Source organism: Roseateles violae (genome assembly GCF_030410485.1).
Classification (GTDB): Bacteria; Pseudomonadota; Gammaproteobacteria; order Burkholderiales; family Burkholderiaceae_C; genus Roseateles_D; species Roseateles_D violae.
This window is the reverse complement of record NZ_JAUHHC010000001.1, coordinates 402,617-425,410: the sequence shown is the minus strand read 5'-3', so window position 1 is coordinate 425,410 and position 22,794 is coordinate 402,617. Positions and strand designations below refer to the sequence as shown.

17 protein-coding genes are annotated in these 22,794 nt (G+C 69.9%); 7 read left to right on the top strand and 10 right to left on the bottom strand.

Features of this window, described 5'->3' with window-relative positions; translation table 11 throughout:
• Window positions 1-12: 12 nt before the first annotated feature.
• Genes QWJ38_RS01795 through QWJ38_RS01780 form a run of 4 tightly spaced genes read left to right on the top strand, consistent with a single transcriptional unit; the run spans window position 13 to window position 2,047 of the window.
• On the top strand, window positions 13-663 hold the full coding sequence (locus QWJ38_RS01795) for a LysE family translocator (RefSeq protein WP_290357323.1): 651 nt from the start codon (window positions 13-15) through the stop codon (window positions 661-663).
• Window positions 660-989, top strand: coding sequence for a DnaJ family domain-containing protein (locus tag QWJ38_RS01790; RefSeq protein ID WP_290357322.1), 330 nt, complete (start codon window positions 660-662; stop codon window positions 987-989). The genes QWJ38_RS01795 and QWJ38_RS01790 overlap by 4 nt, the downstream gene beginning before the upstream one ends.
• A gap of 10 nt (window positions 990-999) precedes the next feature.
• Window positions 1,000-1,554, top strand: a complete 555-nt coding sequence (locus tag QWJ38_RS01785) for a DUF2939 domain-containing protein (RefSeq protein WP_290357321.1) — start codon at window positions 1,000-1,002, stop codon at window positions 1,552-1,554.
• A gap of 34 nt (window positions 1,555-1,588) precedes the next feature.
• Window positions 1,589-2,047, top strand: coding sequence for a DsrE family protein (locus QWJ38_RS01780; RefSeq protein ID WP_290357320.1), 459 nt, complete (start codon window positions 1,589-1,591; stop codon window positions 2,045-2,047).
• A gap of 61 nt (window positions 2,048-2,108) precedes the next feature.
• On the opposite strand, the gene gshA is transcribed toward QWJ38_RS01780, so the two are convergent.
• Window positions 2,109-3,647, bottom strand: a complete 1,539-nt coding sequence (gene gshA / locus QWJ38_RS01775; protein WP_290357319.1) for a glutamate--cysteine ligase — start codon at window positions 3,645-3,647, stop codon at window positions 2,109-2,111.
• 445 nt (window positions 3,648-4,092) lie between these two features.
• Here gshA and QWJ38_RS01770 point away from each other — a divergent pair, with 445 nt between their 5' ends.
• On the top strand, window positions 4,093-5,424 hold the full coding sequence (locus tag QWJ38_RS01770; RefSeq protein ID WP_341850471.1) for an NRAMP family divalent metal transporter: 1,332 nt from the start codon (window positions 4,093-4,095) through the stop codon (window positions 5,422-5,424).
• Between the two features lie 4 nt (window positions 5,425-5,428).
• On the opposite strand, the gene cadR is transcribed toward QWJ38_RS01770, so the two are convergent.
• Entirely contained in the window at window positions 5,429-5,887 is a 459-nt protein-coding gene (gene cadR / locus QWJ38_RS01765) for a Cd(II)/Pb(II)-responsive transcriptional regulator (RefSeq protein WP_290357318.1), read from the bottom strand.
• A 10-nt stretch (window positions 5,888-5,897) separates the two neighbouring features.
• A complete protein-coding gene (locus QWJ38_RS01760; protein WP_290357317.1) occupies window positions 5,898-6,854 on the bottom strand; it encodes an MBL fold metallo-hydrolase in 957 nt (318 codons plus the stop codon).
• Window positions 6,855-6,936: 82 nt separating this feature from the next.
• Between QWJ38_RS01760 and QWJ38_RS01755 the strand changes: the two genes are divergently transcribed.
• Window positions 6,937-9,540, top strand: a complete 2,604-nt coding sequence (locus tag QWJ38_RS01755; protein ID WP_290357316.1) for a PAS domain-containing protein — start codon at window positions 6,937-6,939, stop codon at window positions 9,538-9,540.
• Between the two features lie 9 nt (window positions 9,541-9,549).
• Here QWJ38_RS01755 and QWJ38_RS01750 read toward each other — a convergent pair whose 3' ends face one another.
• The 7 genes from QWJ38_RS01750 to QWJ38_RS01720 form a co-directional block, all read right to left on the bottom strand.
• Window positions 9,550-11,190 (bottom strand): SulP family inorganic anion transporter, encoded by a 1,641-nt coding sequence (locus QWJ38_RS01750; protein WP_290357315.1) that lies wholly within the window; start codon window positions 11,188-11,190, stop codon window positions 9,550-9,552.
• A 72-nt stretch (window positions 11,191-11,262) separates the two neighbouring features.
• A complete protein-coding gene (locus tag QWJ38_RS01745) occupies window positions 11,263-12,276 on the bottom strand; it encodes a Bug family tripartite tricarboxylate transporter substrate binding protein (RefSeq protein WP_290357314.1) in 1,014 nt (337 codons plus the stop codon).
• 66 nt (window positions 12,277-12,342) lie between these two features.
• Entirely contained in the window at window positions 12,343-14,415 is a 2,073-nt protein-coding gene (locus QWJ38_RS01740) for a diguanylate cyclase (protein WP_290357313.1), read from the bottom strand.
• Window positions 14,412-16,508 (bottom strand): GGDEF domain-containing protein, encoded by a 2,097-nt coding sequence (locus QWJ38_RS01735; RefSeq protein WP_290357312.1) that lies wholly within the window; start codon window positions 16,506-16,508, stop codon window positions 14,412-14,414. The genes QWJ38_RS01740 and QWJ38_RS01735 overlap by 4 nt, the downstream gene beginning before the upstream one ends.
• Window positions 16,509-16,885: 377 nt before the next feature.
• Window positions 16,886-18,577 carry an ABC transporter ATP-binding protein gene (locus tag QWJ38_RS01730; protein WP_290357311.1) on the bottom strand — a complete coding sequence of 564 codons (1,692 nt, stop codon included), beginning with the start codon at window positions 18,575-18,577 and terminating at the stop codon, window positions 16,886-16,888.
• Between the two features lie 6 nt (window positions 18,578-18,583).
• A complete protein-coding gene (locus QWJ38_RS01725; RefSeq protein ID WP_290357310.1) occupies window positions 18,584-19,636 on the bottom strand; it encodes an ABC transporter permease in 1,053 nt (350 codons plus the stop codon).
• A complete protein-coding gene (locus QWJ38_RS01720; protein WP_290357309.1) occupies window positions 19,633-20,571 on the bottom strand; it encodes an ABC transporter permease in 939 nt (312 codons plus the stop codon). Before QWJ38_RS01720 ends, QWJ38_RS01725 begins: the two co-directional genes overlap by 4 nt.
• 372 nt (window positions 20,572-20,943) lie before the next feature.
• Here QWJ38_RS01720 and QWJ38_RS01715 point away from each other — a divergent pair, with 372 nt between their 5' ends.
• On the top strand, window positions 20,944-22,785 hold the full coding sequence (locus tag QWJ38_RS01715) for an ABC transporter substrate-binding protein (RefSeq protein ID WP_290358037.1): 1,842 nt from the start codon (window positions 20,944-20,946) through the stop codon (window positions 22,783-22,785).
• Window positions 22,786-22,794 lie beyond the last annotated feature (9 nt).

Genomic DNA, 22,794 nt, shown 5'->3' with positions numbered 1-22,794 from the left:
GAGTTGTTCCCCATGCTTGGCATCCACGACCTGAGCCTGTTCATTATTTCCGGCCTGCTCCTGAACATCGCGCCGGGCCCCGATTCGCTGCTGATCATGACGCGCAGCGCGACGCAGGGCTGGCGCGCCGGCTCGGCCGCCGCGCTGGGCATAGGCGCCGGCACCTGCGTCCATGTGCTGGCGGCGGCGCTGGGCCTGTCGGCGCTGCTGGCCGCCTCGAGCTGGGCCTTCAGCGTCGTCAAATGGCTGGGCGCCGCCTATCTGGTCTGGATCGGCCTGGCGATGCTGATCAGCCGGCGCAGCGAGGCGGCGAACGAGGGGGCGGGCGATGCGCCGCCGGCCCCGCCGCCGCTGCCCTATCGCAAGATCTTCAGCCAGGGCTTCTGGACCAATGTGCTGAATCCCAAGGTGGCGCTGTTCTTCCTCGCCTTCGTGCCGCAGTTCATCGCGCCGGAGGCGCCGCACAAGGCGCTGGCCTTCATCGTTCTGGGCGCGATCTTCAATTTCAACGGCATGCTGTGGTGCCATCTGCTGGCCGTCTCGACGGCGCTGGCCAGTCGCCGCTTGCGGCCCGGCGCGCTGCTGGCGCGCTGGCTGAACCGCGGCATCGGCGCGCTGTTCCTGTCCTTCGGCCTGCGCCTGGCGCTGAGCGAGCGCCCATGACCGACGAGGAAATCGCCCGCCATCTGCAGGCCGCGATCGCGTCCGGCGAGCTGGCCACGGCCGAGAGCTGGGGCCGGCCGCTGGCCGAGGACGCGGGCTGGGAGGCGACGCCCGAGGGCCTGCGAATGCCGTTCAAGATCCTCAAGAACGCCGGCTATGCGCCGCCGGAGCTGGGCCTGTTCCATGAGCGCGCCTGCCTGCGCGCGGCGCTGGCCGCGGCCGGCGACGAGGGCGAGACGCAGCAGCGGCTGCAGCGTGAGCTGGCCGAGCTCGAACAGCGGATCGCGCTGCGGCTGGAATCGCTGCGCCGCCACGCGAGCCTGTGAGGCGGCGGCGATGAAGAAGGGACGCTTGCCGATCAAGCCGCTGCTGCTGGGTGCACTGGCGCTGCTGCTTCTGCTGCTGGGCCTCTACCTGAGCCCCTATCTGGCCCTGCGCGAGATGCGCAGCGCGGCCGCCGCCCAGGACGCGCAGAAGCTGGCCGGCTATGTCGATGTCGAGGCGGTGCGCGAGAGCCTGAAGCGGGGCCTGCGCGGACGGCTGCTGGGCACGCGCACCGAGGCCGTCGAGGCCGAGCCGCCGACGCCGGCGCGCGCAATGGGCGCGGCCGTTGCCGCGGCGCTGCTGGGGCCCATGGTCGACGCGGCGATCACGCCGGCCAGCCTGGCCCGCGTGCTGCAGGGCCAGCGGCCGGCGGCGGCCGCCGTTGCGCTGCCCGCCTCCGAGCCGGCGCCGACGGACGAGGAATTGCTGACCGAGATGGGCTACGAAAGCCCGAACCGCTTTGTGGTCAGCGTCCGCAAGCGCGGCGCCGACGAGGAGCCGGTCGACCTGGTGCTGCGGCGCGACGGCGTCGTCAGCTGGAAGCTGGCAGAGTTGCGCCTGCCCTGAAACCGATACCCGCCCATCCCGAGGAGGACCCGATATGAGCCAGACCATCCCCAGCCGCCGCGCCGCGCTCGGCGCCGCCCTTGCTGCCGGCAGCGCCGCCGCGCTGGCGCAGACCCAAGCCGCCGCCCAGGGCGGCGACAAGGTCGTCTATCACATCGACAACACGGCCGGCCAGGCCACCAAGGGCCTGCGCAATATCCGCAACCATCTGGACGTGGCGCCGGACACCAAGATCCTGGTCGTCACCCATGCCGAGGGCGTCGACTTCCTGATGGAAGGCGCCAAGGACAAGGCCAATCCGAACATCGACTACGCCTCCCTGGTCTCGGCCCTGGTCGCGCGCGGCGTGGTCTTCGAGGTCTGCGAGATCACGCTGAAGAACCGCAATCTGGACAAGAAGCAGTTCGTGCTCGACGCCGCCTTCACCCCGTCCGGCGTGGTGCGCATCGCGCGCCTGCAGACGCGCGAGGGCTATGCCTATCTGAAACCTTGAGCCGCTCCGAGCACCGCACAACGCGGCAGATGGTCGCCGCAGTAGTTTTGCAGCAAGCTGCTCAGGCCAGCAGGCTCTCCGGCGCCAGATAGCGCCGGCGATAGCTCTCGAAATCGAGCGTGTCGGCCGCCTCGATGCGGGCCTGCTCGGCCAGCGATTCGCGCGCCTGCGCCTCGGCGCGGGCCAGCTGCTCGGCGCTCAGCGGCCGGGCCAGCATCTCGCGGCGGATGTCCTCGGAGCGCTGGCGTATGAAGCCGACATGGGAGTGATCGAAATCGCCGGCCATCGCCGCCAGCACCCGTGCCGAGGGCGTGCCCTCGGGCTCCTGCAGCGCGATCTTGGCGGCGCTGAGCGCCTGGCGGTAGGCCGCGCCGCCATGGGCCGCGTCCAGCGCGGCGGCCATCGGCTCGCATTCGTCCAGTAGCTCGGCGCCCCAGTCGACCAGGCTGCACTCGGCAGCGCCGCGTTCCAGCATCAGGCCGGGCTCGCGGCCGCGTGCGGCGACGCGGTGCTGGTTGCGCGCCAGCGCGGCGATCTCGGCCGGCGTGTCCGGCGGGCTGTCGCTGAGCAGGCAGTGCAGCAGGAAGACGTCGAGGAAGCGCATCGTCCCGCCGGTGATGCCAATGTCGACGAAGGGGTCGAGATCCATGCAGCGGACTTCCACGTACTCGACCCCGCGCTCGCGCAGCGCGTGCAGCGGGCGCTCGCCCGAGCGGATCACGCGCTTGGGGCGGATGGTGCCGTAGAACTCGTTCTCGATCTGTAGCAGGCTGGTCGAGAGCTGGTTGTAGTCGCCGCCCGGATTGCGCACGCCGACCGCCTCGTAGGCCGGGTAGGGCCGGGTCAGCGCCTCCTGCAGCGAGGCGGCATAGCTCTCCAGGCTGTTGTAGCTGACGGCCAGCGAGGCCTGGGCATCGCTCTGGTAGCCCAGCCGCCCCATGCGCAGCGAGGTGCCGTGCGGCATGTAGAAGCTGTGGTTGCCTAGCGCCTGCAGCTCGTGCTGGCGGCCGGCGACAAAGCTCGAACACAGGGCCGGCGAGGCGCCGAACAGGTACAGCAGCAGGAAGGAATGGCGGCGGAAGTTGCGGATCAGGGCGAAGTACTGCTCGCTCGTCACGCCCGGCATCGACCAGTTGTAGTGGATGCCCGAGATGGTCTGCATGCGCCGGCCGTAGCGCTGGCCCAGGCCCATGCGGTAGACGCTCTTGCTGCGGCCGACATTGGAATTGCCGTAGCGGCCCAGCGGGATCGTCTCGTCGGTCGGCAGGCCGCAGGGCATGGAGCCGACCCACAGGCGCTCGTCATGGCCATGGCCGCCCTCGTCGGCCAGCACCTTGTAGACGTACTGATGCACCTCGCGCAACTCGGCCAGGCAGTCCTCGATGCCGGCATGCACGCCGGTGATCAGCTCCAGCTGCGACTCGCTGTAGTCGGTGGTGATGTGCGGATGCGTCAGGGCCGAACCCAGGGCCTGCGGATGCGGCGTCAGCGCCAGACTGCCATTGGGCAGGGCGCGCAGGCTTTCCTTCTCGATGCCCCGGCGCATGCCCAGCAAACGGGCTTCGCCGAGGGCGCCCAGGCGCCGTTGGAGTTCGCTCATGCGGTGGTCCCTTTTTTAATTAGGCGCGCACGGTAACAGAGCAAGGCTACACCTGTCCTGTCCGGGGCTGATCGCCCTCGACCCTGCTCCCCGAATTGTCGGATCCGCACGGGGCGGCGGCCGGCGTGCTAGCGCTTGTTGCTCGAAGGTTAAGTTGGCCGGCGCGCGTTGACGCGCGCAAAAGCGCGGGGCGACAATCGCGCCACCTCAACAGACGGCCCTGCCATGAACCCAGCCCCTAGTCGCTGGCCTTCGCCGTCCAGTTTCTAAGCCCTCGACGACGCGAGGTGCGGAACCGGGCGGTGGGGGCAGCACCCATCCCCGGACCGCAGGCCGGCGCGAATCCCAGCGCCGCTGCTGCCCGGATCTTTCAGATGAATCGGCGCGCTGCCCTCTTGCGGCGCGCGCGCTTCCGCCCTGCTTGCCGGGGCGGCGGGAGACTCCCGTGCAAGAACTGATCCAACGCAAGCTCTTTCTGGCCGGCCGCGCGCTCGCCTTTGCGCGCCGCCAGCTGCCCCAGCCGCGCGAACTGGCCCGGCGCCTGGGCCCCGGCCTGATCACCGGCGCCGCCGACGACGATCCCAGCGGCATCGCCACCTATTCGCAGGCCGGCTCGCAGTTCCGCTTCGGCCTGGTCTGGACCCTGCTGCTGACGACGCCCTTGATGATTGGCATCCAGATGCTGTCGGCACGCATCGGCTGGGTCACCGGCGAGGGCCTGGCCGCCAATATCGCGCGCGTCTGCCCACGCTGGCTGAGCTTGGCGCTGGTGGGCCTGCTGGTGGTCGCCAACACCATCAATATCGCCGCCGACATCGGCGCGATGGCCGAGGCGGCGCGACTGCTGGCCGGTGGCTCGGCGCATCTCTACATCGTCGGCTTCGGCGCGCTGTGCGTCTTGGGCCAGGTCTGCTTCTCCTACGAGCGCTCGGTGCGCATCCTCAAGTGGCTGACCCTGGCGCTGTTCGCCTATTTCGCCGTCGTCCTGGTCGTCCAGGTGCCCTGGCGGCAGGCAACGCTGGAGTCGCTGCAGCCCTGGCGCTTCTTCCCCGAGGGCGCGACGCGCGGCGACTACGCCGGCATGGTCGTCGCGATGCTGGGCACGACGATCAGCCCCTATCTGTTCTTCTGGCAGGCGGCGCAGGAGGTCGAGGACGAGCGCCGGCGCCCGCAGCCGGCGGCGCGGCGCAGCGAGCCGGCCCATGCGCGCGAACACCTGCGGCGCATCAAGCAGGACACCTATGCCGGCATGCTGTTCTCCAACGCAATCGCGCTGTGCATCGTGCTGGCGACGGCCGTCACCCTCAATCTGCAGGGCGTCGCCGGCATCCAGACCGCCGCCCAGGCGGCCGAGGCGCTGCGGCCGGTGGCCGGCGAATTCGCCTTCGGCCTGTTCGCGCTGGGCATCATCGGCACCGGCCTGCTGGCCGTGCCGGTGCTGGCCGGCTCGGCCGCCTATGCGGTCAGCGAGGTCTTCGGCTGGCGCGCCGGGCTCTCGCACGGCTTTCACGAGGCGCGCGGCTTCTACGCCATCATCATCGCGGCCACCGGCATCGGCACCTTGATGAGCATCGTCGAGCTCGACCCGATCAAGGCGCTGCTCTGGAGCGCCATCGTCAACGGCGTGATCTCGGTGCCCATCATGGTGGTGATGATGTGGATCGGCCAGTCGCGCCGGCTGATGGGCGCCTGGACCATCACCGCCCGGCATCGCGTATTCGGCTGGGCCGCCACCGCCGTGATGGCGATCGCGGTGGCGGTGATGCTGGTGGCCTAGGCTGCTAGTTTTGGTGAACCGAGCGCAGATGGCCCGGCTCGCGGGCCGCCAGCGCCTGCGCTTCGCGCGCCGCCTCGGCCAGGCCGGCCAGGATGCCGCATTGCTCGCTGGCGCGCGGCGCCTCGCCGCAGCGCCGGCGCAGCGCCTTCAGCTGCCGCTCGAGCGCGCGCAGCTCCCGGATGCGGCGCGAGACATGGCCGATATGCTCGTCCAGCAGCGCGTTGACATCGCCGCAGTCGGCGCCCGGATCGTCCCGGAAGCGCAACAGCGCGCGCGCCTCGTCCAGCGACATGTCGAGGCCGCGGCAGTAGCGGATGAACTGCAGGCGCTCCAGATGCGCGGCCTCGTAGATGCGGAAATTGCCCTGCGTGCGCGCCGGCGGTGGCAGCAGGCCCTCGCGCTCGTAGTAGCGGATGGTCTCGACCGGCGTGGCGGCCGCGCGGGCAAGTTCACCGATCTTCATGGGCGGCTCCTCAGGGCTTCTCCTGCTCCATCAACAGATAGGTGTTGTAGGCATTCATGCGGTTGGCGACCTTGAACAGGGGCAGAGCCTCGTAGCGCGACCAGTCGGTCGCCGCATAGGCCTCGTCGAATGGCGTCATCTCGCGGGCGGCGCGGCCCATGGTCGCGCGCAGATAGGCGAGGTAGTCGCGCGTCAGCAGCAGATCCTGCAGCGCGTCGGTCGAAGCCGGGCCGTGGCCGGGCACGACGATGGCGGCCGGGCGGGTCAGGAGCCGGTCCAGCGAGGCGATCCAGCGCCGGCTGTCGGCCTGGCCGACGAAGGGCACGCGGCCGCGGAAGACCAGGTCGCCGGCAAAGATCAGCTTGTCCGACGCCAGCCAGATCGCCAGGTCCTCGGGCGTGTGCGCCGGGCCGACCGGCATCAGCTGCAGATCGAGCCCGGCCGCGCGCAGCGGCGTGTCGCCGTCTATCCAGCGGTCGGCCGGCACCAGCCGCGTCTGCGTTTCGACCAGGCCCTGCTCCTTGCTGGCCTGCAGGCGCTGGGCCGCCGTGTCGCTCTGCAGGTATTCGCGCGCCGCCTGGTGGGCGACGATGGTCGCGCCGGCCGCCTTCAGCACCTGCAGGCCGTAGACATGGTCGGCGTGGTAATGGGTGAGGATCACATGGGTCAGCGGCTTGTCGCTCATCGTCTTGATCAGCGCCAGCAGCTCGCGCGCCAGCGCCGGCGAGCCCAGCGCGTCGACCAGCACGACGCCCTCGGGCCCGATGATCAGGCCGGCATTGGAGATGTAGTTGCGGTTCTCGCGGCTGCCCAGCGCCGACTGGCCTTCCAGCAGCCAGACATGTTCGGACAGGCGCTGCGGCTTCAGCAGCGCCGGCTGCGCGGCCAGCGGCGCGCCGGCCAGCAGCGAGGCGACAAGCAGCAGCGCTTGCAGGCGACGGGCGAGCGATTCGATCAGGTGCGACATGCGCCGAGCTTAGCGTGTATGGCGCCACAGCGACCCGGCATGGGGCTTGCCAAGCGAACAGACTGCTGCGACTCTCACGGCCATGTCGGACCTCGAAGACTTCTGGCGGCTTGCTCCGCAGCCGGCGCTGCGCGTCTGGGCCGGCGCGCCGCTGCGCTGCGAGGCCAATGCGGCCGCGCGCGACTGGGCGCTGCACCAGGGCCTGGACGAGGCCGGCCTGGGCGGGCGCTGGCAGGCGCTGGCGGCCGATTGCCTGGCGCCCGGCGAGCCGCCGAACCGCCAGTTGGGGCCGGACGGGCCCTGGATCGAGGGCCGGCTGCTGCGGGTGACCGACGGCGCGCTGCTGTGGTGGCAGATCGACTCCTCGCTGGCGGCGACCCTGCGCGCGGCCGGCGTGACCGCCTGGCGCATCGATGCCAGCAACCAGATGCTCAGCATCGACCCCGATGCGGCGCCGGCCATCAGCGTCGAGCCGGGCTCGCGCAGCGTGCCGCTGGAGGAGGTGCGCGAGCGCATCCATCTGGAGGATCGCCAGCCTTCGTTCGAGGCGATGCGGCGCGCGCTGAAGAGCAACCAGATCGTCGACGTGGTCGCCCGCTATCTGCAGCGGGACAACAGCTGGCTGCCGCTGCTGACGCGGCGCGTCGCCGTGCGCGATGCCGAGGGCCGGCTGCAGGGCCTGGCCGGCATCTCGCTGGACATCAGCCAGCTGGTGCGCGAGCGCGAGGACCTGCTGCGCCTGCACGAGCGCATGGGCTCGGTCGCCGAGGCGCTGGGCCTGGGCCTGTGGAACCGCGACGAGCCCAGCGGCCGCATCGAGTGGAACGCGCAGATGTTCCGCATCCACCAGCGCGATCCGGCCGAGGGCGCGCCGGCGCTGGACGAATGGCTGAACCGCCATGTGCATCCGCTGGACCGGCTGCGCGTCGGCGAGGAGCTGGCCGAGGCCGACCGCCTGGTGACGCCAGTGCACCAGACCGAGTTCCGCGTGCTGCTGCCGGACGGCGGCACGCGCTGGACCTACAGCTGGGCGCGGCGTGAGCTGCGCGATGGCCGGGCGGTCGCCTTCGGCCTGCACCTGGACGTGACCGAGCGGCATGGCAAGGAGTTCGAGCTGCAGCAGGAGCGCGAGCGCGCGCTCTACTCGCTCAGCGCGGCCGGCGTCGGCGTCTGGCGCCGCATCGATGCGCAGCAGACCTTCTGGAGCGAGGCGATGTACCGGCTGCGCGGCCTCGATCCGGCCGATCCGCGCTCGCCGCACGAGCTGGGCTCGCTGTGCATCCATCCGGACGACCGCGCCGAGCTGGAGCGCGTGACCGAGCAGCACCAGCGCGACGGCCTGCCCTATGAATGCGAGTTCCGCGTCGTCTGGCCCGACGGCAGCCTGCGCTGGCTGGTCACGCGTGGCAAGGCGGTGCACGATGCCAACGGCCAGCTGCAGTACATGGCCGGCGTCAATGTCGACGTGACCGAGCGCCACCACGCCGAGGCGCTGGCGCTGGAGGGCAAGCGCCTCGAGCAGCTCAAGCGCACGCAGAGCGAATTCCTGGCCCGCGTCAGCCACGAGCTGCGCACGCCGATGAATGCCGTGCTCGGCTTCGCCCAGCTGATGGCGGTCGACGGCCGCGATCCGCTGAGCCCGCGCCAGGCCGAGCGGGTCGCCCGCATCGAGGCGGCCGGCCGCCACCTGCTGGCGCTGATCGACGATGTGCTGGACCTGGCGCGCATCGACGTCGACGAGCAGCCGCTGGCGGCCGATCCGGTCGAGCTCGACGATCTGGCGCGCGAGACCATGGACTGGGTGGCGGCGATGGCGGCCGAGGCCGGTATCGGGCTGCGCCTGCAGCGGCCGCATCTGCATGGCCGCGTGCGCGCCGACCGCCGGCGCATGGGCCAGATCGCGATCAATCTGCTGACCAATGCGATCAAGTACAACCGCGCCGGCGGCTGGGTCGAGGTCGGCACCGCCCGGCGCGGCGCCGACGAGAGCGAGCAGTGGGCGCTGGTCGTGCGCGACAGCGGCCGCGGCCTGCATCCGGAGCAGAAGAAGCGCATCTTCGAACCCTTCAACCGGCTCGGCGCCGAGCTGGAGGGCATCGCCGGCACCGGCATCGGCCTGGCCATCGTGCGCCAGCTGACCGAGCGCATGGGTGGCCAGATCGAGCTGGACAGCGAGCCCGGCGTCGGCAGCGAGTTCCGCATCTGGCTGCCGGCCGACACCGAGGCAACGCGGCCCGCCCCGCTGGACGAGCTGGATGCGCTGCCGACGCAGCAGCGCTGGGCCGACGGTCGGCGCGGCGCGGCCGGCTCGCGGCTGCGCCTGCTCTGCGTCGAGGACAACCCGGTCAATCAGCTGCTGGTGATGGAGCTGCTGGCGCTGCGGCCCGAGGTCGAGCTGCGCTGCGCCGGCACCGGCCAGGACGGCATCGAGCAGGCGCTGGAGTTCCTGCCCGACGTCGTGCTGCTGGACATGCAGCTGCCCGATCTGCACGGCAGCGCGGTGCTGGATGCGCTGCGCCACCGGCCGGTGCTGGCGCACTGCCGCTTCATCGCGCTGTCGGCCAATGCGCTGCCCAGCGATATCGAGGCCGCGCGCGCCAGCGGTTTCGACGATTACTGGACCAAGCCGATCAATGTCGCGCATTTCCTCGCCGGCATCGATGCGCTGCTGGAAAAGGTGCGCTGATCCGCTTGCTCAGTCCATCATGCCCTGGTGGTGGCTCAGATAGACCTGACCCTTGAACCAGCGCTGCCAGCCGCTGGCGCGCAGGCGGTCCAGCACCGGGCCCTTGACCTCGGACAGGTCCAGCCGCACCGACTGGCGCGCCAGGCTCTGGTGCAGCTCCTGCAGCGCGGCCAGGCCGCTGAAGTCGATGTTGTTGACCGGGGACATCAAGAGCACGACGCGGCGGGTGCCGGCATGCTGCTGCAGAAAGCCCTGCACCACCTCGGTCAGATTGCGCGCATTGGTGAACAGCAGGCTTTCGTCGATGCGCAGGCCCAGCACGCCGGGCAGGCATTCGACCGCATGCCGGTCGACATTGCGGTAATGCTCGGTGCCGGGCACGCGGCCGATCAGCGCCACATGCGGGCGTGCGGTGCGCTGCAGGAGCAGGGCGATGGAGCCGAGTACGCCCAGCGCCAGGCCGGCGGCAACGCTGACCAAGAGCACCAGCGCGGTGACGGCCAGCATCAGCAGGCCCTCGGCCGGCGCGTAGCGCCAGGCATCGCGGTAGGGTTCGAAGCGCAGGCCCGACAGCACGGCGACCATGATGGTCGCGGCCAGCACCGCCTTCGGCAGCCAGGCCAGCGGTGCGGCCAGCAGCAGCATGGCCAGCGCCATGAAGACGGCGATGAAGGCGCCGCTGGCGCGGGTGCGGCTGCCGGCATCGTGCAGCAGCACGCTGCGCGAGAAACTGCCGGCCACCGGCATGCCGCCGCTGGCCGCGGCGAGCAGGTTGGCGCCGGCCAGGCCGGCCAGCTCGCGCCGCGCATCGACCTTCTCGCCGCGCCGGCGCGCCAGCGATTCGGCGACGACCAGGCTGGACACATAGGCCATCAGCGCGACCAGCAGCGCATGCGGCAGCAGGGCCAGCCAGAGCGCGCCGTCCAGCCGCGGCAGGCCCAGTTCCAGCCGCAGGCGCGGCAGTGCGCCGACCAGGGCGACGCCGCGCGAGAGCGCATCGCTGTGCCAGGCCAGCGCGATCGTGCCGAGCAGCAGCAGCAGCGGCGCCAGCCGCCCCGGCGTGCCGGCCAGCCAGCGGCGCGCGGCCAGCAGCGCGGCGCAGGCGCCCAGACCGTAGAGCGCCGACAGACCGTGCCAGTCGAAGCCGCCCTGCCGGGCGTCCTGCCACAGTGCCGGCAGATCGAAGCCATGGGCGCGGCTGCCCAGCAGCACCGGCAGCTGGCTGAAGGCAATGGCCAGGGTCGCGCCGGTCTCGAAGCCATGCAGCACCGGCACCGACAGCAGCGAGGCCAGCGCGTCCAGGCGCAGCCAGGCGGCGATCGCCAGGATCAGGCCGGTCTCGGCGGCCAGCACCAGCGCGCCCTCGCTGGGCGCGACGCCCGCTGGCAGCTCGCCCAGGCCCTGCGCGATCATCAGCGCCAGCACGGCGACCGGCCCGACGCCCAGCACCGGGCTGGAACCGAGCGCCGCATAGGCCAGCAGCGGCAGCAGGCTGGCGTAGAGGCCGATCTGCGCCGGCAGGCCGGCGAGCATCGCGTAGGCCAGGCTTTGCGGGATCAGCAGCACGCTGACGATGAAGGCGGCCAGCAGGTCCTCGCGCAGCGGCCCCCGGGCGAAGTAGGCGCGGACGCCGTCGAGATCAACAGGCATGGGCGAGCAGGCGGGTCGGCAGCATGGCGGGCGCCGGGCAGTATAGGCGGCGCCCGTTGCCGGGCAGGGCCTTCAGTCGACCTTGGCGCCCGAGGTCTTGACGACCTTGGCCCATTTGGCCGTTTCGCTCTGGATCAGCGCGGCGAATTCGGCGCTCGTGATGCCGCTGGCGACGGCGCCCTGCGAGGCCAGGCGCTCCTTGATCGCCGGCGTGTGCAAGGCCTTGGCCGCCTCGCGCTGCAGCCGCGCCACCTGCTCGGCCGGCATGCTGGCCGGCGCCAGCAGGCCGAACCAGGAACTGGCCTCGTAGCCCTTCAGGAGCGGGCCGCCGGCCTCGGCGATGGTCGGCAGATCGGGCAGGGCCTCGCTGCGCGCGGCGCTGGTGACGGCAATGGCCTTCAGCTTGCCGCTCCTGATATGCGGCAGCGAGGACGGCAGGTTGTCGAACATCAGGTCGACATTGCCCGCCATCAGGTCCAAGAGGGCCGGGCCGGAGCCGCGGTAGGGGAAGTGCAGCATGAACGTGCCGGTCATGCTCTTGAACAGTTCGCCGGCCAGATGGATGGAGGTGCCATTGCCGCTGGAGGCCATGTTCAGCTTGCCCGGATTGGCCTTGGCGACGCGGATCAGGTCCTGCACCGTGTTGATGCCGTATTTCTGCGCCTGCGCCGGGTTGAGCACCAGCACATTGGGCACCGCGGCGACCAGGGTGATCGGCGTGAAGTCCTTGACCGGGTCATAGGGCAGCTTCTGCTGGTACAGCGCCTGGTTGATCGCATGGGTGCCGACGGTGCCCATCAGGATGGTGTGGCCATCGTTCGAGCGCGCGACCTCGGCCGCGCCGAGATTGCCGCCGGCGCCGGGCCTGTTCTCGACCACGAAGGGCTGGCCAAAGGCCTTCTGCAGCTCCGGCGCCATCGCGCGCGCCAGCAGATCGGTGGTGCCGGCCGGCGCGAAGGGCACGATGATGCGCACCGGTTTGGCGGGCCAGGCGGCCTGCGCCAGCGCCGCCGGCAGCGGCAGCGCGCCGAGGCCGGCCAGGGCCGACAGGCTCAACAGCCGGCGGCGGGTCAGGTCTTGAGTCATCGCGGTCTCCTGCTTGTTGTGCAGGCAGTATGCCGTCTTCCGGCGCCGGCGTGCCTCGGGAAGCGCTCAGGCGATGTCGGCGGTCGAGGGCTTGGCCGACGCGGCGGCGGCGGTGGTCAGCGGCGGCGGGCCCAGCACCTGGCGCAGGCTGACCCGCTCGGACGAGCAGGCGGCCTCGAAATCGGCCTCAATCTGCAGCAGCGCATCGGTGTCGCGCGCATCGACGGTGGCGATGCCCATCGCGCGGTTGCGGCCCTGCGCCTTGGCCGTGTAGAGCGCCATATCGGCCCAGTTGACCGCCTGTTCCCAGTGCACGCTCAGATGCATGGGCGGCAGCGGGAAATGGGCGAAGCCGATCGACACGGTGACGCGCAAGGGGCCGTCCTCGGTCTCGACCGGCAGGCTGCCGACGTTCAGCAGGATGCGCTCGGCCAGCAGCACCAGCTGGTGCTGGCTGACGTCCGGCGCGAAGACCAGGAACTCCTCGCCGCCCCAGCGCACCACCAGGTCCTCGCTGCGCACCGCATGCGAGAGGCGCCGCGCGACCTCGCAGATGACGACGTCGCCGACTGCATGGCCGTGCTCGTCGTTGACATGCTTGAAGTGATCGATGTCGATCATCAACAGCGCGCCGCTGAACTGCGCCTGCGGCTGCTGCTCCATCACGGCCAGGAAGTGGCGCCGATTGGCCAGCTCGGTCAGCGGGTCGCGCTCGCTCTGCAGGCGCAGCTGCGCCTGCTTGGCCTTCAGCCGCTTGTTGGCGGCGCGCACCTTGCGCACCATCACGGCCGCCAAGAGCAGCGACATGCCCAGCAGCAGCGCGACGGCAATGCCGACCTGCTGCGCGAGGCGGCGGTTGCCCAGCTGCTGGTCCTTGATCGTCTTGTCGCGCGTCAGCAGATCGAGGTCGCGCTGCTTGCGGCTGCTGTCGTACTTCTGCTCGAGTTCGCGCAGCGAGGCCTCGCGGTTGCGCGCATTGGCCTCGGCGGTCAGCTCGCGCTCCAGATGGAAGAGCGCGATCGCCTCGCGCGGCTGGCCGGCCTCGGCCCAGGCCTCGCCGAGCTCGCGCAGCTGGCGGATGCGCGAGGTGGTGTCGGCCTGGCCGCGGCGCAGCTCCTCGACGCGAGCGATCTCGCGCCGCGCCGCGTCGAACTGCTTCAGCCGCACCAGCGCCACCGACATATTGTGGCGAAGCAGGCGCTCGAAGCTCTGGTCCTTCAGGCGCAGGAAGACCGGCAGCGCCTCGCGCGCCAGCGCCAGCGCGCGCGCCGGTTCGCCCTGGTGCATGTAGTAGTCGGCCAGATTGTTCTGCGCGCGCGCGACCAGGCGATCGGCGCCGGCCTGGCGGGCCAGCTCCAGGCCTTCCATCTGCGCCCTGAACTGGCCGGGTTTGTCGCCGCTGCGGCCGGCCACGACGGCCTCGAAGGTCTTGGCCTGGGCCATCAGCAGCGCATCGCCCTCGGCCAGCTGGCGGGCACGGGCCAGCCATTGGCGGGCCTCGGGCAGCAGGTCCTGCGCCTGCAGGATCTGGGCGATCGCGCCCATGCTCTGCAGGCTGGCGTTCAGATCCTGGCCGACCTGCGCCAGCGCCAGCGCGCGCGTCGCCTGCGCCAGCGCCTGCGGCAGTGCGCCACGCAGCAGCTGGTCCTGCTGCAGCATGTGCAGGGCCAGCCAGGCGCTGCGGAAATCGCAGCCGCGCTTCAGGCTGGCCGCCTCGTCGCCGGGCGTGCATTGCTCGTTCAGGCGATCGAGCGCCAGCTGGGCCAGCGCGGCGACCTCCGAGCTCTGGCCCTGGCGCTCGGCAATGCCGGCGCGCACCAGCGCCGCCTGGGCGGCCATGTCCGGCCGCGCGGCCAGGCTCTCGGCCAGCTTGAGCGCGGCGGCATCGTCGCCGCCCAGCATGCGGATGCGCGCCTCGGCGAAGTCGAGCCGCGGCTGCTGCGCCTGCGGTGCATCGCGCAAGCGGTTCAGCTCGGCCAGCGCCGCTTCGGGCCGTTGCTGGCCCAGCTGCACCAGGCGGGCGAGCTGCTTTTCCAGCGCCTCGTCCAGTGCCGCGCGGGCGGCCAGCGGCAGCAGCGCCAGGGTCAGGCTCAGGCCGAGTCCGGCAAGCCGGCGGCGGCTGAAACGGCGGGCGCTCATGCGCACAACTCCTCGGTGGCCGGCGCCGGCGTGGGCGGCGGCGCCGCGCCCTGCAGGGCGACGAGCTTGACCTGGCCCTCGTGCCAGGCCGCTTCCATGCGGTTGGAGAGCTGGGCCAGCTGCGCCTCGTCGGCGGCTGCGATCTGCTCGATGCCATAGGCCTTGTTGCGGCCATGCGCCTTGGCCATATACATGACGGTGTCGACCAGATCGATCGCGCGCTCCCAGTTCAGCGTCAGCCCATGCGGCTCGATCGGGAAGCTGGCGAAGCCGATCGAGGCGGTGATCGCGATCGACTGCGTGCCGTGGCGCACCGGCGGCTGCGCGATCAGGTCCAGCAGGCGCTGGGCCAGCGTGCGGGCAAAGGCCGGGTCGCGCGCCTTGACGACGATCAGGAATTCCTCGCCGCCCCAGCGCACGACCAGATCGTCCTCGCGCAGCGCGCTGCGCAGGCGCTGCGCGACCTCGATCAGCACGCTGTCGCCGGCCGCATGGCCCTGCACGTCGTTGATGCGCTTGAAATGGTCGATGTCGATCAGGAAGACGGTGCCGGACAGGCGGCCCTCGGCGGCGAGCTCCTTGATCGCGGCCTGGAAATGGCGGCGGTTGGCGAGGCCGGTCAGCGGGTCGCGCTCGCTCTGCACCTTCAGGCGCTCGTTGGTGCTGGCCAGATCGGCATTGGTGCGGCGGATGCGGCGGTAGGCCATGCCCATCAGGGTGGCGAACAGCACGACGCAGCCGCCCAGCGCGGCCCACAGCTGCAGCTCCAGATCGCGGGCGCGGATCTGCTCGGCCTTCAGGCTGTTGTCGCGGTTCAGCAGCTCGATCTCCTTGGCGCGCTGCTCGGCGTCGTAGCGTTCCTGCGCGTCGAGCACCGCCTTGCGGGTGTCCTCGCGCAGCACCTGCTCGGCCAGGCGGCGGTATTCGTGGTGGGCCTCGATGGCGCCGATCAGGTCGCCGGCGCGCTCCAGATGCCGGCCCAGCTCCTGCCAGCTCTCGGCCACATAGGAGGTCGCGCCCTGCTGCTCGTCCAGCGTGATCGCGGCGCGCGCCTCGGCGCGGCCCTCGGCGACCTTGCCCAGCGCGATCTGCGCCATGCCGGTGTTCAGCCGGGCGACGATCTCGGCGTTCAGATTGCGCGTCGCGCGCGCCAGCGGCAGCGCCTCCTGCGCGATCTGCAGCGCGCGCGCATAGTCGCCGCGGTTCAGGTAGTAGTCGGACAGATTGGCCTGGCCCTGGGCACGCACCGAGTCGGCGCCGGCCTCGACCGCGTATTTCAGCGCCTCCAACTGCGCGCTCAGCTGGATATTGGAACCGGCGTCGCTTTGGTAAACCAGGGCCCGCGTCTGCTGCAGGATCATCAGCAGCGCCGGGTCGGGCTCGTGCTGGGCCTCCTGCAGCGCGTCGGCGATCGCCTGGCGTGCCCGCGCCCCCTGGTCGGTGCGGCGGTATTCATTAGCCAGCTCGCTCAGGGCCAGCGCGCGGCGCCAGGGCTGGCCGATGCCGTCGGCCAGGCGCAGCGCCTGCAGCGCATGGGCGATGGCCGCGTCCATCTCGCCGACGTCGGCCAGCACCGACGCCATGACCAGCAGGCAGCGCTGCCGCGCCAGAGCGCTGCCCTGCTCGAAGTCCTTCTCGCCGACGAGGGCGAGGCTCTTGCGCGCCTCGCGGAAGTCGCCGCGCGCCTTGTAGTACTGGCCCAGCACATGGGCCTGGGCCAGGCGCGCGTCGAGCTTGGTCGCGGCGACCGGCCAGTCGGCGAGCTGCTGGCTGATCTGCTCGACCAGCGTGCGGTCCTGCGCATAGGCGGCCAGCAGGCCGCGCAGGCCCAGAACCTCGATGCGCTCGAGGCTGCCCGGGGCGGTGCGCTCCTGCAGCGCGTGCAGCACCGGATCATGGCTGGCCGGGCGGGCGCGACCCTTGCGTTCGATCTGCTCGAGCTGCTGCCACAGCGCCGCATCGCGCGGCGCAGCGGCCTGGGCGGCCGGCTTGTCGGTGGACGAACCGGGGTCGCAGGCGCTCAGCAGCGCCAGCGACGGCAGCAATGCGAGCAGGCCGCAGCGCAGCGCATGCCGACCGCTCATTCGGGGCATGTGCATCCACCTCGTCGCTGCAAAGGCCTTGCTCATCGCTCGGACTATCGTCACCACAAGTCAACGCTTGAGGCTGGCATGGGCCGGTTCATGCATTGCGCGCGCGGGCCGCGACATAGTTCTCGTCTAGCGACCCCGCTCCGCATATCCCTCCGCTCCCACCTGATCCTCGTCCCGCCGTCTATCCGTCATGTATTTTTTTGTAACGGTGGAGTGTAGCGAGCACGGCGGCGCCAGAGACCGGGGATTCGCCTTAGAAATGTCGCTATTCGGCGCGGCCGACGTCCATTGCCAGGCGGGCGGCGTGGGAACGTGCGGAAGTTGGCAAGAAAAAAAAGCGGCCCGCCGGGGCCGCTTTCGTGCCGGGGACCGAGGCCTCAGGCCGTCGTGGCGGCCGCGCTGCCCTGGTAGCCGCGCGGCACGGCGCCAAGCAGGCGGCGCGTGTATTCCTGCTGGGGCGCGGCCAGCAGGCTGGGCGTGTCGTTCTGCTCGACCACGTCGCCGTTCTGCATCACCAGCACCTCGTCGGAGATGAACTTCACCACCGCCAGATCGTGGCTGATGAAGATGTAGCTCAGGCCGAACTCGTCCTGCAGGTCCTTCAAGAGGTTCAGCACCTGGGCCTGGACCGACACGTCAAGCGCCGACACCGCCTCGTCCAGCACCAGCACCTCGGGGTTCAGGGTCAGGCAGCGCGCGATCGCGATGCGCTGGCGCTGGCCGCCGGAGAACTCGTGCGGGTACTTGTTCAGCGCCGAGTCGTCGAGGCCGACCTTCTTCAGCAGCTCGCTGGCGCGGGCCTGGCGCTCGGCCGTCGAGGCGCCGATGCCGTGGATCTCCATCGGCTCCAGCAAGGTCTGGCCGATGGTGAAGCGCGGGTTCAGCGAGGCATAGGGGTTCTGGAACACGACCTGGATGCGGCGGCGCATCTTCTGCCACTCGTTGCCGCTCATCTTGAGCAGGTCCTTGCCCTCGAACAGCACCTGGCCGCCGCTGGGCTCGTGCAGGCGCAAGAGCGTCAGGCCCATGGTCGTCTTGCCCGAGCCGGACTCCCCGACGATGCCCAGCGTGTGGCCCTTCTTCAGCTGGAAGTCGACGTTCTTGACCGCCTTGAACTCCTTCTTGCCGAACAGGCCGGTCTTGAAGAAGAAGCTCTTCTGCAGGCCGCGCGCCTCCAGGATCACCGGCGCGTTCGGGTCCTTGGGCTTGGCCTGACCCTCGTGGCTGCTGCGGCCGGCGATGTGATCGTCGATCACCATCAGCCGCGCCGGGTTCTCGGTCAGAGACGGCCGGCAGGCCAGCAGCGCCTTGGTGTAGCTGTCCTGCGGGTGGTGGAAGATCTCGGCCACCGGGGCCTTCTCACGGATCTGGCCATGGCGCATCACGACGACATGGTCGGAGATCTCGCCGACCACGCCGAGGTCGTGCGAGATGAACAGCATGCTCATCTTGTGCGACTCCTTCAGCCTGGCCATCAGCTCCATCACCTGGCGCTGGATGGTGACGTCCAGGGCGGTGGTCGGCTCGTCGGCGATCAGCAGCTTGGGCGAGCAGGCCAGGGCCACGGCGATCATCACGCGCTGCTGCTGGCCGCCCGACATCTCGTGCGGATAGGCCTTCAGCCGGCGCTTGGGCTCGGGAATGCCGACCTCGTTGAGCAGCTCCTCGGCGCGCACCAGCGCCTGCTTGCGGCTCATGCCCATGTGCTTGATCAGCGGCTCCATGATCTGGTCGGCCACGGTGAACACCGGGTTCAGCGAGGTCATCGGATCCTGGAACACGCAGGCGATCTCGCGACCGCGCACCGTCTGCAGCTCGCTCAGCGAGGTGCGCAGCAGGTCGCGGCCCTGGAACAGGATCTTGCCCTCGCGCTCGGCATTGCTCGGCAAGAGGTTCAGGATCGACATCGCGGTGACGCTCTTGCCCGAGCCCGACTCGCCGACCAGGGCGACCGTCGAGTTCTCGGGGATGTCGAAGCTGACGCCCTTGACGGCCAGCTGGCGCTGCATCTGGCCGTCGACCTTGCCCATGCGGAAGGCAACCTTCAGGTCTTGAATGGATAGCAACATAGTGACTTACTCCAGCCCGCGCAGCTTCGGATCGAGCGCATCGCGCAGCGCATCGGTGAACAGCGCGAAGGCGGTCACGAATACCGCCATGAAGGCGGTCACGGCGGCCAGCTGCCACCAGTAGCCGAGGATCAGTTCGCTCTGGCTCTCGGCCAGCATCGTGCCCCAGGACACCTGGTCGACGCCGACGCCCAGGCCCAGATAGCTCAGGATCACCTCGCTCTTGATGAAGCCCACCACATGCAGCGACAGCTGCACCAGCGCGACGTGCGAGACGTTGGGCAGGATGTGCTTGAACATGCGGCTCATCTTGGAGGCGCCGATCGCCTCGGCCGAGCGCACGTACTCGCGCACCGAATGCTTCATGAACTCGGCGCGGATCAGCCGGTAGATGCCGGGCCAGCCGGCCAGGCCCAGGATCATCACGACCGAGAGCACGCCGCGGCCAAAGATCACCGCAAAGGCGAAGATCAGGAGGATCGACGGGATGGCGGTGAAGACGTTGTAGAGCCACTCGAGGAAGTCGCCGGCCTTGCCGCCGAAGAAGCCCGAGATCGCGCCCAGCACCGTGCCGATGATGGTCGCCACCACGGCGGCCAGCACGCCGACCATGATGGAGACCTCGGCGCCCTTGATCGCCTTGGACAGCACGTCGCGGCCCAGGCGGTCGCCGCCGAAGGGCAGGGTCTCCGCCTTGACCACTTCCTCGGTCTTGAACTGCTTGGCGCGCTCGTCCCATTCCTTGTAGCGCGGCGCCAGCGGGTCGATGTCGCTGAGATCGACGTTGGGGCCCTTGGGGGCGACGATGGCGCCGGTGGCCTCGGCCGGGGCCGGGCCCAGCAGCGTCGGCGGCGCGTTCGGCACGCCGACTTCCTTCTGCCAGTTCTTGGCGATCAGACCGGAGCCGGAGGCCAGCACCAGCAGCAGGAACAGGCCGACGATGGTCATGCAGACCATGCCGACCTTGTCGGCCTTCATGCGGCGCCAGGACGCGACCCAGACGCCTTCGGAGCGCTGCGGCTTGGTCGCGGCAGGGGTTTGGGAAAGCACTGCACTCATTTCAGCACCACGCGCGGGTCGACCAGCTTGTACAGCAGATCGGTGAGGAGGTTGACCACCATGGTCAGGAAGGCGATGTAGATCGCAAAAGCCTGGATCACCGGATAGTCGCTGCGGTTCACGGCCAGCAGGATCTCGCGGCCCAGGCCCGGGATCGAGAAGAAGACCTCGAGCAGGAACGAACCGACGAAGACGCCCGGCAGCGCGACGGCGACATTGGTCAGGATGGGGATCATCGCGTTGCGCAGCACATGCTTGAGCAGGATGGTGCGTTCGGTCATGCCCTTGGCGCGCGCGGTGCGCACATAGTCGTGGCCGATCTCGTCGAGGAAGAAGGTGCGGTACAGCCGCGTCTGCGGCGACAGCGCGACGGCCACGGCCACCAGCACCGGCAGCGGCGCATAGGTGGTCAGATTGGTCCAGACGCTGTCGGTCCAGCCCTGCACCGGAAACCAGCCGAGGCGGAAGGCGAACACATACTGCGCGACGATCACATAGACCAGCAGCGAGATCGAGACGGCCACCGTCGTGATGATCATCACCGTGCGGTCGGTCAGGCTGCCGCGCACATAGGCGACGGCCAGCGCGAACGGAATGGCCAGCAGCACTTCCAGCAGCAGGATCGGCAGCATCACCGTCAGCGTCGCCGGCAGGCGGCTGGCGAACAGGTTGGCGACCGACTCATTGGTCGCCCAGCTCTTGCCCCAGTCGAAGGTGACGATCTGCCGGATGAAGATCCACAGCTGCTCCCAGACCGGCTTGTTCAGACCCAGCTGTTCGCGGATGGCGTTGATCTGCTCGGGGCTGGCATTCAGGCCGCCGAGGATTTCGGCGGGGTCGCCGCCGAAGTACTTGAAGAGAAAGAACACCAGCAGCACGACGCCCAGCAGCGTGGGAATCATTTGCCACAGGCGCCTTATCAGGTATGCCGCCATCGCTGTCGGTCTCCATGCAAGGTCTAAAACGAAACCCCGGGCACTTGTGGCGACCGGGGTTCCCAGTGGAAAGCAGGCGCGAGTCTAATGGACGCGGGCTTGGTAACAACCCGCATTTGCCCTGGGTTCGCGGGGGCGGGCGGCCGAAAGGCCGCTGGCGATCGGGCTTGCGGCCGCTTTTGCGCCAAAATGCGCGACCAGCGCCCGCTTGCCGGCCCGACCCCGGGTTGGCGTCCATGGCCGCGCGGCCGGTGACGCCTTAGACTGCGCGGCTGTCCGCGCTGCGGGACCCCGGACCGCGGGCCCGCTGGATGTTCCGGCGCTGCGCCCACGAGGCGCGGCCGCTCTTGTTTGCTGAGGATTCTGATCGTGATGCGACGTGGTTTCGCGCACGCCGCCCTGCTCGCGACCCTGCTCGCGGTGGCCGTGCCGGCGCTGTCTGCCCCCCCTTCCGACGCCGATGCCGCCGCCGCGGCCAAGGTGTTGCGCTATTCCTTCCGCGTCGCCGAGACCGGCTTCGATCCGGCGCAGATCTCCGACCGCTATTCCAAGGCCGTCTCGGCCGGCATTTTCGAGGCGCCGCTGGAGTTCGCCTATCTGGCCCGGCCCTTCCAGATGCGGCCCTCGACGGCGGCGGCCATGCCCGAGGTGTCGGACGATTTCAAGAGCATCACCTTCCGCATCAAGCCCGGCATCTTCTTCGCCGACGATCCGGCCTTCAAGGGCAAGAAACGCGAGCTGGTCGCGGCGGACTACATCTATTCGATCAAGCGCCACTACGACCCGAAGCTGAACAGCCGCAATCTCTACCTGCTCGAGAACGTCAAGATCCTGGGCCTGTCGGAGCTGCGCAAGGAGCTGATGGCGGCGAAGAAGCCCTTCGACTACGACCGCCCGGTCGAGGGCCTGCAGCTGCTGGACCGCTACAGCTTCCGCGTCAAGCTGGGCATCGGCGACCCGCGCTTCATCAACCAGTTCGCCGACTCGGCCTTCCTCGGCGCGCTGGCGCGCGAGGTGGTCGAACACTATGGCGACAAGATCATGGAACACCCGGTCGGCACCGGGCCCTACCGGCTGGCCGAATGGCGGCGCAGCTCGAAGATCGTGCTCGAGAAGAACCCGAACTTCCGCGAGGAGTTCTACGACGAGCAACCGCCGGCCGATGCCGACCCGGTGCTGAAGGCCCAGGCCGCGACGCTGAAGGGCCGCCGCCTGCCCCTGGTCGACCGGGTCGAGATCGCCATCATCGAGGAGAACCAGCCGCGCTGGCTGTCCTTCCTGAACGGCGAGGCCGATGTGCTGGAGGAGGTGCCGGCCGAGTACGTCAGCATCGCCACGCCCAACGGCAAGCTGGCGCCCAACCTCGCCAAGAAGGGCCTGCGCGCGGTGCGCTTCCCCTATCCCGAGGTCGCGCTGAGCTATTTCAATATGGACGACCCGATCGTCGGCGGCTACACGGCGGACAAGGTGGCGCTGCGCCGCGCGATCAGCCTGGCCGTCGACGTCGACAAGGAGATCCGCCTGCCCCGGCGCGGCCAGGCAATGGCCGCGCAGGGCCCCTTCGGCCCCGGCACCTTCGGCTACCGCACCGACTACAAGTCCGAGATGAGCGAGTACAACCTGCCCAAGGCCAAGGCCCTGCTCGATATGTATGGCTATGTGGACAAGGACGGCGACGGCTGGCGCGATCTGCCGTCGGGCGAGCCGCTGGTGCTGGCCTACGCGACCCAGCCCGACAGCCAGAGCCGCCAGCTGATCGAGCAATGGCAGAAGAACATGGACGCGCTGCATGTGCGCATCGAGTTCAAGACCGCCAAATGGCCGGAGAACCTGAAGAGCGCCAATGCCGGCAAGCTGCAGATGTGGGGCGTCAGCTGGGTGGCCACCGCGCCGGACGGCGACACCTTCCTGGCGCTGGGCGACGGCCGCGCCAAGGGCTCGGCCAACAAGGCGCGCTTCGACCTGCCGGCCTACAACGCGCTGTACGAGAAGCAGAAGCTGCTGCCCGACGGCCCCGAGCGCCAGGCGGTGATGGAGGAGGCGGCCAAGCTGATGATCGCCTACATGCCCTACAAGATCTCGGTGCACCGCCTGTTCACCGACCTGGCCCAGCCCTGGGTGATCGGCTTCGACCGCAATGTCTTTCTGCGCGACTTCTGGCAGTACGTGGACATCGATACCGAGCGGCTGAAGCGCCAGCGCAAGGGCTCCTGAGAACGATAG

Excerpts from the sequence above, each read along its gene's own strand:
- QWJ38_RS01795 (WP_290357323.1), top strand. The coding sequence starts at position 13 with ATGCTTGGCATCCACGACCTGAGCCTGTTCATTATTTCCGGCCTGCTC.
- QWJ38_RS01790 (WP_290357322.1), top strand. The coding sequence starts at position 660 with ATGACCGACGAGGAAATCGCCCGCCATCTGCAGGCCGCGATCGCGTCC.
- QWJ38_RS01785 (WP_290357321.1), top strand. The coding sequence starts at position 1,000 with ATGAAGAAGGGACGCTTGCCGATCAAGCCGCTGCTGCTGGGTGCACTG.
- QWJ38_RS01780 (WP_290357320.1), top strand. The coding sequence starts at position 1,589 with ATGAGCCAGACCATCCCCAGCCGCCGCGCCGCGCTCGGCGCCGCCCTT.
- gshA (WP_290357319.1), bottom strand. The coding sequence starts at position 3,647 with ATGAGCGAACTCCAACGGCGCCTGGGCGCCCTCGGCGAAGCCCGTTTG.
- cadR (WP_290357318.1), bottom strand. The coding sequence starts at position 5,887 with ATGAAGATCGGTGAACTTGCCCGCGCGGCCGCCACGCCGGTCGAGACC.
- QWJ38_RS01760 (WP_290357317.1), bottom strand. The coding sequence starts at position 6,854 with ATGTCGCACCTGATCGAATCGCTCGCCCGTCGCCTGCAAGCGCTGCTG.
- QWJ38_RS01755 (WP_290357316.1), top strand. The coding sequence starts at position 6,937 with ATGTCGGACCTCGAAGACTTCTGGCGGCTTGCTCCGCAGCCGGCGCTG.
- QWJ38_RS01750 (WP_290357315.1), bottom strand. The coding sequence starts at position 11,190 with ATGCCTGTTGATCTCGACGGCGTCCGCGCCTACTTCGCCCGGGGGCCG.
- QWJ38_RS01745 (WP_290357314.1), bottom strand. The coding sequence starts at position 12,276 with ATGACTCAAGACCTGACCCGCCGCCGGCTGTTGAGCCTGTCGGCCCTG.
- QWJ38_RS01740 (WP_290357313.1), bottom strand. The coding sequence starts at position 14,415 with ATGAGCGCCCGCCGTTTCAGCCGCCGCCGGCTTGCCGGACTCGGCCTG.
- QWJ38_RS01735 (WP_290357312.1), bottom strand. The coding sequence starts at position 16,508 with ATGCCCCGAATGAGCGGTCGGCATGCGCTGCGCTGCGGCCTGCTCGCA.
- QWJ38_RS01730 (WP_290357311.1), bottom strand. The coding sequence starts at position 18,577 with ATGTTGCTATCCATTCAAGACCTGAAGGTTGCCTTCCGCATGGGCAAG.
- QWJ38_RS01725 (WP_290357310.1), bottom strand. The coding sequence starts at position 19,636 with ATGAGTGCAGTGCTTTCCCAAACCCCTGCCGCGACCAAGCCGCAGCGC.
- QWJ38_RS01720 (WP_290357309.1), bottom strand. The coding sequence starts at position 20,571 with ATGGCGGCATACCTGATAAGGCGCCTGTGGCAAATGATTCCCACGCTG.
- QWJ38_RS01715 (WP_290358037.1), top strand. The coding sequence starts at position 20,944 with ATGCGACGTGGTTTCGCGCACGCCGCCCTGCTCGCGACCCTGCTCGCG.